The sequence below is a fragment of the Hydrobacter penzbergensis genome (assembly GCF_900106985.1).
In the GTDB taxonomy this organism is placed as follows: Bacteria; Bacteroidota; Bacteroidia; order Chitinophagales; family Chitinophagaceae; genus Sediminibacterium; species Sediminibacterium magnilacihabitans.
Genome location: NZ_FNNO01000005.1, coordinates 161,697 through 176,323, shown reverse-complemented (window position 1 = coordinate 176,323; position 14,627 = coordinate 161,697). Strand labels below are relative to the sequence as shown.

Annotated in this window: 7 protein-coding genes; 1 reads left to right on the top strand and 6 read right to left on the bottom strand. The window is 45.1% G+C overall.

Features of this window, described 5'->3' with window-relative positions:
- Nucleotides 1–60 precede the first annotated feature (60 nt).
- The 6 genes from BLU98_RS07515 to BLU98_RS07490 form a co-directional block, all read right to left on the bottom strand.
- Nucleotides 61–1,989, bottom strand: coding sequence for an alpha-L-arabinofuranosidase family protein (locus BLU98_RS07515; RefSeq protein ID WP_092723418.1), 1,929 nt, complete (start codon nt 1,987–1,989; stop codon nt 61–63).
- 175 nt (nt 1,990–2,164) lie between these two features.
- Nucleotides 2,165–3,079 carry a metallophosphoesterase family protein gene (locus BLU98_RS07510; protein WP_092723417.1) on the bottom strand — a complete coding sequence of 305 codons (915 nt, stop codon included), beginning with the start codon at nt 3,077–3,079 and terminating at the stop codon, nt 2,165–2,167.
- A 66-nt stretch (nt 3,080–3,145) separates the two neighbouring features.
- Nucleotides 3,146–4,936: a RagB/SusD family nutrient uptake outer membrane protein gene (locus BLU98_RS07505; RefSeq protein WP_092723416.1), complete on the bottom strand. Its 1,791-nt coding sequence runs from the start codon at nt 4,934–4,936 to the stop codon at nt 3,146–3,148.
- 19 nt (nt 4,937–4,955) lie between these two features.
- Nucleotides 4,956–8,393, bottom strand: a complete 3,438-nt coding sequence (locus BLU98_RS07500) for a TonB-dependent receptor (RefSeq protein WP_257574800.1) — start codon at nt 8,391–8,393, stop codon at nt 4,956–4,958.
- A 201-nt stretch (nt 8,394–8,594) separates the two neighbouring features.
- Complete coding sequence (locus tag BLU98_RS07495) at nt 8,595–9,785, bottom strand: FecR family protein (protein ID WP_092723414.1); 1,191 nt, start codon at nt 9,783–9,785, stop codon at nt 8,595–8,597.
- Nucleotides 9,786–9,862: 77 nt separating this feature from the next.
- A complete protein-coding gene (locus tag BLU98_RS07490; RefSeq protein ID WP_092723413.1) occupies nt 9,863–10,444 on the bottom strand; it encodes an RNA polymerase sigma factor in 582 nt (193 codons plus the stop codon).
- 732 nt (nt 10,445–11,176) lie between these two features.
- Between BLU98_RS07490 and BLU98_RS07485 the strand changes: the two genes are divergently transcribed.
- Complete coding sequence (locus tag BLU98_RS07485) at nt 11,177–14,623, top strand: SusC/RagA family TonB-linked outer membrane protein (RefSeq protein WP_092723412.1); 3,447 nt, start codon at nt 11,177–11,179, stop codon at nt 14,621–14,623.
- The last annotated feature ends 4 nt before the right edge of the window (nt 14,624–14,627 follow it).

Here is a 14,627-nt window from a genome sequence, read left to right as displayed (position 1 = left end):
AATACCAACCGTAGAAACGGCTGGTTGTAACTGCCTGTCTTCTAAAACCAAATACAGTTATTACTTCTTTACCCTGATCACGGTAAGCGAATAAGGTATTACATCGTATTGCATCTTTCTCCCCGGTTGTATTGCGGCCATTTTGGGTACAATCGTTTCCGGATGTTCCCAGGTATTTTTCATGCCCGGTTCGCCTGAAAGGACTTGTACTTCGGCTGATGCATTCTTAGCCAGCAATGAACCCAGTTGTATATCTGCAACCGTTTGGGCCGGTCCTGCATTCACGATCTTGATGATCAGGTCGCCCGTACGGGTATCTTTTACACAAGACGCCGCCAGTACAGAGTCTTTCTGTGCAAAAGACACCAGGCCATCATAATAAAGATCTCCCTGGTTGCGTGAGAAAAGTTGCTGCACATAATAGTTCACTGTTGGCAGGATGCGGGTATTGGTAAAATAAATAAGGTTGGGATTCCAGGAAGTATGTTGCTGGTTAGCCAGTAGGGGTGCATAGGATGCCATGCGTACCACATCGGCATTTCTTTCCAGTGATGTCATGTAAACGGCTTCTGCCAGCGCATTACCCAATGTATTACCGCGCGATGCATATTCCCCGATATACACACCGGAAAGATTCCTGTTGTAGTGATCGTAGCGATGCTGGTTACTGAGAAACCAGGCGGGTGCTTCATAATAATGTTCATCTACTATGGGCACTTTTTGTTCATTGGCGAATTGCCATCCCAGCTCGAAATCCTCGCCGGCTGGCGCGGGACCAACGGTTCCAATAACTGTAACGGCAGGATATTTTTCTTTTACAGCAGCATATATTTTCTGGAACCTCTCTTTGAAAACCGGTGTGATCTTGTCTTCATTGCCAATGCCAATGTATTCCAGGTGAAAAGGCTCCAGATGGCCTGCGGCGGCTCTTTTGGCCCCCCAATAACTATCTTTTGAACCATTCGCATATTCAATCAGGTCCAGTACATCCTGGATATAAGTTTTCAGTTCATCCGGTTCCAGGCCACGCTGACCTGTTCCGCCAATGCGCCAGGTGCCGCCCGAGTTCTGGCAGCTCACAGCGGCCGGCACTACCGGCAGCGGTTTGGCGCCAATGTCTTCGCAGAATTGGAAATATTCAAAATAACCCAGTCCGGCCGACTGGTGATAGTTCCAGCTATTTTTTTGTTCGATGCGCTGCTCAACAGGACCGATCGTATTTTTCCAGCGGTACATATTACCCAGGCCATCGCCGTGCACCAAACAGCCGCCAGGGAAACGCATGAATTTGGGATGCAGGTCTGCGATCGTTTGTGCCAGATCGGCCCTTAGGCCATTGGGTCTGTTGTGAAAAGTTTTTTCCGGGAAAAGTGAAACCATGTCCAGTGCAACGCTGCCCTTTGAGGTAAAGCGTATCACAAGTTGCGCACTATCGGTACTGCCATCTGCTGTTAAAGTGAGTTCATATTTTTTCCATTCCTTGTTGTTGATGGAGCATTTTGATGCTGCCAATATTTCGCCTTTGTTGTTCTGCAAACTTACCTCAGTAGCAATCCCCGCACCTGGTGATTCCTGTTTTGCAAACAAAGAGAAATGGTATTGCGCTCCTTTACGGATCACCATACCGTCAAAACCATTATTCCGGATACCGATTCCTTTTTGTCCGGGTTCCTCTATCGTGAGCAATACATAATGCTTGTTATTAGGATGCAAGGGGGAAGAAGATTCAACAGAGATATTGCCATATCCAAAACCATCTGTTAGATAATCCCACGATGTTAATGCATTCCAGCCTTTGCGGTCAGTAGGAGAATATTCGAAAGAACGGTTCTGCACCATTTCAGCGTAGAGACCGCCATCTGCAGCATAGCTGATGTCTTCAAAAAAAATACCGAACAGATCCGGGCTGATCTTTTTCGGTTGTTGGGCAAGGGTAGCTGCCTGTAGGCACAAGCAAAAGAAGCAGGCTGTAAGCAATCGTAACGACATGGTTTAATAATTGTATTTTTTACATTTATTAACGAGCGGCTACGAATATAGCGCTATTTGATAATAAATGTCATTTATACGCTTATTTTTTCTTTTGCAGCAGAATACCACGCAGATCAATGCATGATATATTACTAATTGACTGTATAACTGAACTCCTGTGAAAGGACCGTATTTAAAATGAATGCGGGTGATACGCATTATGCATCGTTCCATCATCAAATAAATCGATGATGGCATAACCGGGAGGGGTCTGCTGGCAATACCCTTTACCAGCAGAATTTTTATCTCCATCCTCCCACCAGAAACCGCTTAAAGCGCCATTACAACAGTACTGCACATTATTGTACACAACATTGTCGAGCAAATGAATGTGACCGCTGATACAGGTCTTTACTTTTTCCTTATGCTTATAAAACAAGTTCACCAGGTATTTGTAATCGGTATGCATGCCGCCTCCATCCATATAACAACAGGCTGCCAGTAAAGGATAGTGGCTCATTAGTAAAGTAGGGGTTCCGGCTGGCAACGCCGCCAGGTCTTTCTCCAGCCAGTCTCTTTGTTCATCATCGAGTGAACCGGCGTTTTTGTTGTTGCTGTCGAGCACAACAAAGTGCCATCCTTTTTTATCAAAACTGTAATAGCGATGCGGAATGTTGAGTTGTTGCACCACATAATCCTTTCCATACATGGCATCGTTTTTATCAGGCGCAGCCCACCACATATCGTGGTTGCCCAGGCAACTGTACATCTCATACTTGTTGAATTCCTTGCGCAGCTCGTGCCATATATTCCATTGTTCGTTCACTCGCTCCCTGGTGATATTGCCGTAATCGGCAGCATAAATGGTATCGCCTCCATTCAAAAAGAAATCTACTTTGTGTTTTCTGATCAATTCCAAACATTTCCTGAAACGGTTGGGCGCATCCAGTTCGGGGCGCATATGTATATCGGTAATATGCGCAATACGCAATACCTGCTTCTTTTTAAATGGTTTTGCAGCCGCTTCAGTTGTAACAGCCCCAACAGCACTCAATGCCACCGTACCTGCTGTTAATCCTATGTTCTTTAAAAGATCTCTTCTATTCATAAAATACCTGGTTGATACAAAATGAAAGGACCCCGGTGAGACGGGATCCTTTTTGATAGCTTTTCATTACCAGCCGGAAGGCTGTTTTAAATTCGTGTTCAGCACGGTTTGCTGCAAGGGTATTGGGAAATAATAATACTTGGGATCGATAAAATTGCGGGGCTGACTCACGTCTTTACTGAACATGATGTTGCCCGATGTTCCATTTGACAAATAATAGCTGCTGCCATCCAGGTAATAGACCGGTGCATTCGCCGGCAAACCGGGAACCGGTTGTGCAGATTGTGCATTCCGCCAGATCGCAATATCGGGTACGCCATCGCCGGTTACATCTATGCCACCCAAAGCTGCTACATAAATACCTTGCGAAGGCTGTGCCAATGCGGGTCCTGCTTTCCAACGCAGCAAGTCGTTCCAGCGCTGTCCTTCACAGGCCATTTCAACGCGACGCTCTCTTCTGATCTCCAATAAAACGCCCTGGTTGTTTCCACCGGTTAAAGGATACCTGGCCATTTGCGCCGGATCGGGGCTGGCATTCGCGGCGGCCATATTCAGATCGGGCATCGCCACCCTCCTGCGTAAGAGGTTGATGGTTTTATCCAGATCTGCCTGTCCCAGTGTTCCCAGTTCTGCTTTGGCTTCTGCGTTGGTTAGTAATATTTCGGCGTAACGGAAAATAGGCAGGTCGGTGTAATCGGCATACCATCCCTGTCGTTGGTTAGGATCACGTGGGTAGAACTTCACTTGCAACATTCCACCGAAATCGGGTTTGATCAGGTAAGGTTGTCCGCCGGGTGTAGTGGAGAATCCCGGAGGCATGATGGTCTCCGCCATGCGCGGATCTCGGTTCTTGAACATCTGCACAAAATCCTGCTTATCGAAACCTGCCTGTGCGGTGAAGGATGTTCCATCGGTCATGAGAAAATCATTGGCCAGGCTGCGGCTCAATGCCCACTGCCAGTCAAGCACCACGTGTGTGTTATTGGCTACGCCCTGGGTTTGATCGTTCTTTTGTAAGAAGATGACTTCTTTGTTGCCAGATAAACTGAGACTGGAAAAGATGGCGCGAAAGTTAGCTGCACCGGCACCTGTGTTGTAAATGGAAAATCCGCCATTGGCTATTACCGTATCGGTTGCAGAAGCTGCGCGCTGTAAAAAGCGCTGTGCCGTGTTTTGCAGGTTCAGCTCTGTATGGTACTTCCTGAATGTGCCTTCAAAGAGCGCTACCCTTGCCAGCAAAGTGTATGCAGCCCATTTGGTAACGCGGGTATTGGTTCCGTTGTTCATGGAAGTACCAACATTGGTGGCAGCAAATTCCAGGTCGTTCATCACAGAATCCATTACCATAGCGCGCGGATCGCTGGCTTTGTAGAGCGACTGATCGGAGGTTTGCATCACGTGTGAATACCATGGCACATCGCCATATCTTTTCACCATATTGAAATAAAAGAGTGCGCGGTAGAAACGGGCAATGCCAATATAATGGTTGATAGCGGCCTGATCGCCGGTGGTCCTGGACATATTGTCGAGCATGAAATTGATGCGACGCAGTTTATCCCAGTTGTTCCATCCTCCCACATTGTCGGGAGAGAGTTTACCCCTGATGAGGTTATCCAGTTCAGCGCCTCCGTTATAAATGGATATGTCGTCGGAGAAATTATCGGCAGAAGGATCGCCGTAAGCAGCGCCCATCATGGAATAGAACCCATTGGTATATGTTTCCAGATCGCCAGTACTCTTGAAGAATTGATCGCTGGTGATCTCTGTTTTAGGATCGCGTTGCAGGAAATCTTTGGTACATCCCGTTAAAGCAGCGATCAAACAAAACGGTGTTATGTATTTAATATATCGTTTCATGATTCAGTAATTGGATGGATTAAAAGTTAAGGTTCAAGCCAAACGAATAAGTGCGCTGGAAAGGATAAATATCTCCGCCGCGTTTAGCGCCTAATGATTCCGGATCAAGCCTTACTTTTGTATGTGTGAACTCGAACAGGTTTTCAGCACTGGCATAGAAACGCAACCTGCTGATCCCGGCCCTTCTCAATAACGATTGTGGAAGCGTATAACCAACGGTCAGGTTCTTACAACGCAGGTAGCTGGCATTTTGCAGGTAGCGATTATTAGGTATAGCCAATTCCTGCATCCAGTCTTCCGCTATATAAGATTTCACCCTGGGGAAATAACCATTGGGATTGGTGGGTGTCCAACGATCCAGGTTCTGAACAGTAACGTTGGTCCATGGCTGGGCGTAAATTCCCCAGAAATAAATATTGCTGGGCTCCGGGTACCAATCTCTCTTTGCAATTCCCTGCATGAAGATGCGCGCATCAAAGCCCTTCCAGGAACCGGTAAATTCAAAACTGTAAGGGAGGTGTGGTGAAGAGTTGCCGATCTTATACAAATCACCCGGATCACTCACTGTATACTTTCCAAAATTCACTTTGCCATCTTTGTTCCTGTCGGTGAATTTGAGATCACCTACATAGAAAGTGTAGTTGTTATCGTCTTCCCCCACTGCAGAATAATCTTTGGCATTGATCTCATCCTGTGATTTGAAGAAACCGTCTACACCAAGACCCCATATCTCTCCCAGTTCCTGTCCTTTATAATAGTTATTGAGTGAAAGGGTAGGATTATCGAACCGTGTAATCCATGCCTTGCTGTTGGCCAGTGAAGCCGTGAAGTTGTAATAGAAATCAGCGCCGGCAACTTTCACTTTATCATGCCATGATAATTTCAATTCAAATCCTTTGGTTTGCATATCACCTGCATTCACCATAGGTACGCCAGTACCAAAAACCGCAGGCAATGTTTTACCAGGCACCAGCATTCCGTTTACTATCCTGGAATATTTATCGAAGTTCAGTTCCAGGCGTTTATCCAGTAACAACATGTCTACTCCGAAGTTGGTGGTATTCACTTTCTCCCAGGTATAGCTGGGTGATACGGCGCCGGGAACATTTACAGCAGAAGGCAGACTGCTTCCGAGTATCTGGCCTATCTGCGGTGTAAAACTCATAGTAGGTATATAACCATATTCCGATACAGATGCCTGGTTACCCAACGAACCATAAGATGCCCTGAATTTCAGGAAGTCGATACTTGTGGCTTTTTTGATACCGGCAAAGAAAGATTCTTCAGAGATCACCCATCCTGCAGAAGCAGAGGGGAAGAAGCCCCAGCGATCGTTTTTAGGGAAACGTGAACTACCATCGTAACGGCCATCCAGTTCCAGCAGGTAACGGTCTTTGAAATTGTAATTCAACCTGCCGAAGAAGCCCTGCACCGCCCATTCGCGAATGGTTTCAGATTCCGTCATGGAACCTGTACTAAGGTTTACGGTAGGCAGGTTATAAGAGATCAAACCATTTCTTACTGCTGAATTGGAAATACTGCTGCGTTCTTCCTGGTTGAAACCGGCCAGTACGCTTATGAAATGGTCACCGAATTTTTTATGTGCGTCTGTATAAAGATTGTACACATTGTAATTGGTGTTGTTCGTTTTATTGGTAGATGATCCGGTAAGTCCGCCCGCATATTTTACAGGCCCATTGGGTCCGTCTATGTAAGGAACAGGTATCTCATATCTTTTTTCGAGACTGGATGTTCTCTTGAAAGTAGCGTCTCCCTTGATGCTCCACAAATTTTTCAGAATAGAAGCATTGAAAGAGAATGTGCTCTGGTAATCATTCAGTCTTGAATCGGAGCGGCCGCCCTGCTGTATAGATCCCAACTGGCTGGCGCCTGCCGAAGTCCAGCTACCATCGGGGTTCTTGGGCACATCGAAAGCAGATTGCCTGTTGAGGTTCCAGAAATAATTCCCGTCGAGGTAAGTGGGTGAATTGTACAGTATGTTGGCGAAGCTGGTGTTATTACTAAACGTAAGCCAGGGTGTTACATTGAAATCAACCTTACCGCGCATGTTGTAACGCTTGTAGGTATCGGGGTTGTAACGTATGATACCATCCTGGTTATAATAATCCATAGAGAAGTAATACGCCAGTTTATCTGTCTTCTGTGAAAGGTTCAGGTTAATGTCTTGCGAAGGAGCAGTTTTGTTGTACCCTTCTTCGAGCCAGTTGGTATTGCCCATGTACAGGTACTTGTTGGGATTATTAGGATTCACGATCACTGCAGGCAGTGATGGATTCTGTGAACGCTGTTTGGCATAGTCTACCATATAAGCAGGCCATGCCGGGTTGTACAGGGGAAAGGCTGCCTGGTTCTTGATGGTGATCGCAGTGTACGGGTCGGTAACAATCTCAGGCAGTTTACCCACGGTTCTGTACGAAGAATAGGCATTGACGTTAACGTTGAGTTTATTGTTCTTGCCCGATTTGGTAGTAACCAGTATCACACCAAAAGAAGCCCTGGCGCCATATATGGCAGCGGAAGCGGCGTCTTTCAGCACAGTTACGCTTTCTACATCGGTAGGGTTCAGGTAAGTCAGCTCGGCTTGTGTAACGGGAATATTGTCTACCAGTATCAGCGGCTCTCCGCCATTGATGGAAACGGCGCCGCGTATGTTCAATGCAGAAGCGGTGTTAGGTCTTCCATCGCCATTGGTAATATTGAGGTTGGCAACCAACCCTTGCAATCCGGAGCCAATATTGTTGATGGGGCGGCTTTCGAATTCTTTAGCACCCACTTTATCGGTAGCACCGGTAAGGTTGGCCTTGCGCTGTGAAGCATAGCCCACTACTACAATTTCATCTACATTGGATTTCTGCTGTTCCATTACAATGTTGAGCGTGGCGTTTTTGGTAACACGTATCTCAACGGACTGGTAACCTACATAAGAGATCACCAGGGTACCGCCCTGTTCGGGTATCTCCAGGGTAAAGCTGCCGTCGTTGGCTGCCGTAGTGCCTCTATTACTTCCTTTCAGTTTGATGTAAGCACCGGATAACAGTTGCCCTTCGGCAGAAGTTACGCTTCCCTTCACCTTGATGGTGGGTGGCGGTGGAGCTGGTATAGGTGCAGGTGTGATCGCAGCCGGTTCAACAGTAACGGCTTGCTTTTTCTCTTTTACCACGATCGTCTTATCGATGATCACATAGCTGAGCGGTTGATTTGCAAAGCATTGATTCAGGGCTTGCTCCAGCGATGCGTTCTGTACATCGATATTTACTTTCCTGGATTCTTTCAAGGTCTTGTTCTCGTACCAGAAAAAAAACCGGGTCTGTTTTTCGATCTTTTTGAAGACCTGCTCCAGGCGGGCGTTCCGTTCCGAGAGGGTAACGGTTTGCGAGTAGCCGTTGGCGTTCGCTTTCAGCAGGCCCACGATGAAGAAGAAAATAACGAGTCTCATGACCAATAACATTTGAGCAATTGAATTCCTCCTTTTTTTACCGCAGGGGGAACTGCAAAGAGCTGGTAAATGCATAACTTTGTTTTGTTCCGATGACCTCGGAACAGGTTTGGGTTAAAAAATAAGCAGTGTCAACAATTGTATTTATGGATTAGCCCGACATTCTCCGGGTTCCGGGCCAACGGAATCCGGTTTTTTATGCTAGGGCATTACTACAATTCTTTTGTTTTCTATTTTGAAATGAATATTGCTTTGTTCCAGTATCTTCAGCACATTCGAAGCATTGGTGTTCCTGCTGATCTTTCCTGAGAACTCGCGTTCGGAAATATTACCTTCATAGCTCACTTCAATATCGTACCACCTTCCTATCTGGCGCATGATGGTTTTGATATCGGCATTGCTGAAATCAAAAAGGCCATCCTTCCATGCCATCACAGATTGCAGGTCCACGTCGTCATTCAGTTTGATATCGCTGTTGGCATGCATACTCGCTTGCTGACCGGGCGCCAGTAATTGTGAGCGATGGGTGTTGAGCTGGGTAACATTTACTTTACCCTGCAGCAGGGTTACTTTCACAGCAGCTTCATCGCTGTAAGCATTCACGTTAAAATGAGTACCGAGTACACGTACTTCGTTATCGCCATTCTTTACAATGAAAGGCATGGCGGCATTGTGCGCCACTTCGAAATAGGCTTCGCCGGTAATCTCCACCCTTCTTTCTTTACCTGCAAAGGCAGCGGGAAAATGCAGTGATGAAGCGGCATTGAGCCAAACCTTTGTTCCGTCTGAAAGCACAACCTGGTACTGACCGCCTTTGGGTGTGGCGATGGTGTTGTACCGTATTTCTCCTGTGTTGCCACTGGCTGTGTTATAAGCCAGCTCACCGTTGTTCAGCTTCAATATTTTGGTATTGCCTTCCTGGCCCAGGGTACCGTTGTGGGCGCTGTCGAGCAGGATGGTAGATCCATCGGCCAATGTAAGTATCGCTTTATCGCCACCCGGTTTGAAATCTTTAACAGCAAGCGGGCCTTTTTCATGGATGTTTTTTCCTTGTTTGTTGAAGAACAGTCCATAACCGATTGCTACCGCCACCAGTACAGAAGCGGCTACAGCCATTCTTCTCCATAAAACAGGCACCACTTTACCGGTTGGCTGTTTCTTTGAGGCAGATGCCTGAATATGTTCGGACAAGCTTTGGTACACTTGTTTTACTTCGGCAGTGTACGATTCCCTGTCGGGCAAGGATTCCAGTTGCCTTTGTACCAGGCTTTTCAGTAGTTCGGGGTCGTTGCCTGTTTCGAATTCCTTCATCAGCCACTCGGTTTCTTCCTTTGAGCATTCGTTATTCAGGAAACGGGCGAACAATTCTTCCAGTCTTTCGTTTGGAGACAAAATTTTGCTTTATAGCTAATACAATCCTGGAGAAAAATCCCTCTGCCCGGAAATTAAAAAAGTATGTTTCCTTATTGTTAACAGCTCCAAAGGGTAACCAACAAGGCAGGGATGATGAGTTCTTTGTTTTTGATACAATATTCCCTGAGAAAGCGGTTGGCTTTTACAATATGGTCGCTGATGGTGGAGATGGAAATGCCCAGCAGGCCGCTGACTTCATCGTAACTTTTGCCTTCTACCTTACAAAGCTCAAACACCTGCTTCCGCTGGGGCGGCAAGGATTCTATGGCGTTATGCAGGAAACTCTTTTGTTCTTTGGAAAAAAGGGTTTCTTCTACGTGTGCGTATTCTTCGGAAGATTTGGATACCAGTTGTTGCAGCAGCGCTTTTTCGCGGGAAGCTTTTTTATAGAAGTTGCAGACCATGTTCTCTGCAATGCGAAAAAGATAGGAGCGAAAAGACTTTTCTGTATCGATATGCTGCCGGTGGTCCCATATTTTCATGAACACATCCTGCAATATTTCCTGGGCTATCGATTCAGATTTAAGCAGTTTTAATAAGTTACCGTATAATCTTTCACTGTATAAAAAATAGAGCTGCTTAAATGCCGCTTCATCACCGGCAATCAATTGTTCAAGCAGGTATTTCTCATTACACATAACAATATCACCTAAGTGATTTGATTAATCGGAGGCAAAGTTAAAACCACTGAAAATTCAATGGTTCGCCGTCAGATTAACTTAGCATTACCAAATCTAGTGACTTGTTTTATACATTGATGTAAGTGTAATAAATCACACAACCGATTGCGTTAGGATAAAAATGAAAATGTAATCTCTGACACAACAACAATCATCTCTTACTGTCAATCAAAAAAAATATGTACACTTTCATCCTGATTATTTTTTATTGTAAGAACGACTGCTTCGAGATACAGATAAGTCCCATTGTTAAAGTACGTGTTTCTATTATGGTCAACTATGATACCCGGCGCCTTGTATAATAGATATACGAATTGAAAAAAAATTTCTGAGTATGAGTAAAATAATAGAAAATACCCTATCTTAGAGTTAGAATACACCCTGCTTACAAGTTACATTTTAGTATTATAGTGGCTTTAGGGGGGAGGAAATCTTGCGGACTGCATTTCAGCGCTTTCGCATTCAAAAAATGGACAAAACATTTATTCCTAACAATCACCTATAGGAAAGTGAACATTGAGTATAAATACGCTATCGCTTTTGTAAATACCAAACCTGGTATTACGCAGCATAATAAGGGTCAGCACATCCTGAGTACTTGTTATGCGCGTAAGCCAAAAGCGCCCGTTTAGTTCTTTTCTGCATTCCCCCCGCTTTATTATTCTTTCTTCATTTAAAAACTAACTGCCAATGAAACATCTCTGTGGCGTAATGGCCATGGTATTGTCCATGCTATACGCTTTCCCTCAATCGAAATTACCCGCTTCTAAATCCAATACCGGCGTACTAAGCATTGGAGATACATTACCTGCTATAGCTATACAAGTGTTTGATAAGGGTAACATTCAATCATCAAATACGGCTTCATATAAAGGAAAAGGGCTACTATTAGATTTCTGGGCCACTTGGTGTACGGCCTGTTACAAGAAATTCGGGCTGCTCGATTCTTTACAGAAAAAATACAGCAATCAATTGCAGATAATATTGGTATGCGCCAAAAATACCGGTGACAACAGGGAGAAGATCGATGCATTTACTAAGAACATTACTGTTGACCTTCCTTCCTTCAGCCTTCCCGTAGTAATAGGCGATACCATTGCAGACCACCTGTTTCCACACAAAATAATTCCTCATTATGTTTGGATAGACGCCCATGGCGTTATCAAAGCAATAACTGGCTCAGAACCTGTAACTGAGGAAAATATTGCAAGGCTGTTGAGTAACAAGTCAATTAAAAATCTTCCAACAGAGCTACCCGAAGTGGTTGTGCAAACCGGCTACCAGTCTGTGCCCAAAGAGCGGGCTACAGGTTCATTTACCCAGATAGACAACAAATTGTTTAACCAGCAAACCTCTACCGACGTGTTGAGCCGGTTAGAAGCTATAGCCAGCAGTGTAATGGTTGACAGGAAAACTGGAGTCGGGATGATGATCCGGGGGCTCAGCACATTGTCCGGAGACAAAAGCCCCCTTATTGTTTTAGACCAATTTCCCTACGAGGGAGATATTGGCAATATAAACCCCAATGATGTTGAAAGTATTACCCTGCTTAAAGATGCTGCTGCAGCTTCTATTTGGGGCGCAAGGGCGGGTAACGGGGTTATTGTAATCACCACCAAAAAGTCAAAGTTCAATCAGCCCATTTCGGTCGAGCTGAACACCAGTATTTCCATTATAACCAAACCGGATTTGTGGTACCTGAAACAAATAAACAGCAGCGATTATATTGATGTGGAACGAATGCTTTTCAGCAAAGGATATAAATTTTCCGATACCGCATCTATTAACAAGCTGCCCTTTAGCCCTGTTTATGAAATACTGTTTCAGCAACGAAGAAACGCCATTAGCGAAAACGAAGCAAATGCCCGTATCAACGCTTTAAGGCAGGCAGATGTGCGCAACGATTTCAGCAAATATTTCTACAGGAATGCCGTAAACCAACAATATGCATTCAACGTAAAGAGCGGCAACTCCAATTCAGCCTGGCTGGTATCGGGTGGTTACGATAAGAACATCAGCGAATTGTATGCGCCTTATTCGCGCGCCAGCCTTCGGTTCAATCATACAATGACGCCCGTAAAGAACCTGCAGGTTTCGGCAGGTGTTTATTTAGCTGAGTCCCGCACCGGCAGCGGGCGCCCCGCCTACGGAAGCATATCTATGGCAAACAGCGCCCTCCCTCCGTATACATCGTTTGCCGATGCAAACGGGAACCCTTTACCGGTTGCAAAATCGTACAGGCAGTCTTACCTCGATACGGCCGGCAGGGGCAGATTGCTCGACTGGAATTATTACCCTCTTACCGATTACTCACACACGGCTTTAACTGGTTCAACACAGGATGTACTGGTAAACCTGGGCATACGCTATTCGTTTAACAATGCCCTTTCTTTCGACATAAAATACCAGTATGAAAAGGAAGCATCTGCCAACAGCGTGTTGAGTAGTGAACAGAGTTACAGCGTACGCAATTATGTAAACCAATTTACCCAGTTGGGAAATACCGCCGCCAACGACATTTACAGGGTGCCGAGAGGCGCTATGCTTGACCTGTCTTCTTCAACCATGACAGTGAACAACCTGCGCGCGCAACTGAACTATAGCCATACATGGGGCAGTAGCAGCTTATCGGTAATAGCTGGCAGTGAAGTAAGAGAAGCGCATATTACCGGTAATAGTGGCCGGTCGTACGGTTATAACGATAATACGCTTAACACTGCCCAGGTAGACTATGCTACGCCATACCCCACCTTTATAACAGGATACAAAGCATATATCGTTGACTACACCAGTTACACTGATTTGCTGAATCGCTTTGTGTCTGTTTATACGAATGGGGCATACACCTATAAGAATAAGTATACAGTTTCTGTCAGCGGCCGTAAAGATGCTTCCAACGTATTTGGGGTAACAACCAATAACCGTTGGACGCCTCTCTGGTCGGCCGGGATCGCCTGGCAGATTGACAAAGAACGCTTTTATCATGCTGCAACATGGCCTTTCTTGCGATTGAGGGCTACTTACGGCTATAGTGGTAATGTAAATCAAAAAATTCCGGCCCTTACGACTATTTCATACTTATCCAATTCTCCATACACAGCAACACCCTCCGCTGTTATTAAACAATATGCCAACCCGGAATTAAGATGGGAGAAAGTAAGAACCCTGAATATGGGTATCGATGTCAGATCAAAAAATAACAGGGTATCGGGTAGCGTGGAATTTTTTATAAAACAGGGAATAGACCTGATGGGAAATACACCTATAGATTATACTACCGGCATTGGCAGTACTATTACAAAGAATGCAGCTTCTATGAAGGCACACGGGATAGATATTGATTGCAATAGCCTGAACATTGATCGCACATTCAAATGGGTTACACAATTAAACCTAAGCTGGTACACCGATAAAATAACCCGTTATTATTTGTCATCGAAACGGGCAAGCAATTTCATCAATGGATCAAGGCCGGGAATATCGGGCCTGGAAGGCTCACCGGTATATTCCTTCTTTTCTTATCAATGGGCCGGGCTGGACCCAGCCACAGGTGATCCGCAAGGGTATTATAAAGGCCAGGTAAGTAAAGACTATAATACATTAATGGGTAATACCATTGTTATCAACGATCTGGTATATCATGGCAGCGCTATGCCCACATTTTATGGTTCAATGGGCAATACTTTTTCATGGAAAAACTGGTCGGTAACCGTAAGAATGATGTACAAATTCGGCTATTACTTCAGAAGAAACACCATTTCCTACAACAATTTGTACGCTTCCGGGATAGGGCATGCCGATTTTGCCAAAAGATGGCAATACCCGGGAGATGAAAAAATAACCGATATACCTTCTTTAATATACCCTGCCATATCTGCCAGGGACGGTTTTTATCAAGCATCTGCTGCTACCATCAGCAATGCCAGCCATATACGGTTGCAATACGTTACCATAAACTATGAACTGGATAAGCAGAAAATAAAGCAATTGCCTTTTAAGCAAATACAGTTATACTGTAATGCAAGTAACCTGGGTATTCTTTGGAGTGCAAATAAATACGGCATAGATCCCGATTATTCTGAATCAGCCACACCACCGTCCATTTCTTTTACGGCAGGGGTTCGCATCAACTATTAATACA

Excerpts from the sequence above, each read along its gene's own strand:
- BLU98_RS07500 (WP_257574800.1), bottom strand. The coding sequence starts at position 8,393 with ATGAGACTCGTTATTTTCTTCTTCATCGTGGGCCTGCTGAAAGCGAAC.
- BLU98_RS07510 (WP_092723417.1), bottom strand. The coding sequence starts at position 3,079 with ATGAATAGAAGAGATCTTTTAAAGAACATAGGATTAACAGCAGGTACG.
- BLU98_RS07505 (WP_092723416.1), bottom strand. The coding sequence starts at position 4,936 with ATGAAACGATATATTAAATACATAACACCGTTTTGTTTGATCGCTGCT.
- BLU98_RS07485 (WP_092723412.1), top strand. The coding sequence starts at position 11,177 with ATGAAACATCTCTGTGGCGTAATGGCCATGGTATTGTCCATGCTATAC.
- BLU98_RS07490 (WP_092723413.1), bottom strand. The coding sequence starts at position 10,444 with ATGTGTAATGAGAAATACCTGCTTGAACAATTGATTGCCGGTGATGAA.
- BLU98_RS07515 (WP_092723418.1), bottom strand. The coding sequence starts at position 1,989 with ATGTCGTTACGATTGCTTACAGCCTGCTTCTTTTGCTTGTGCCTACAG.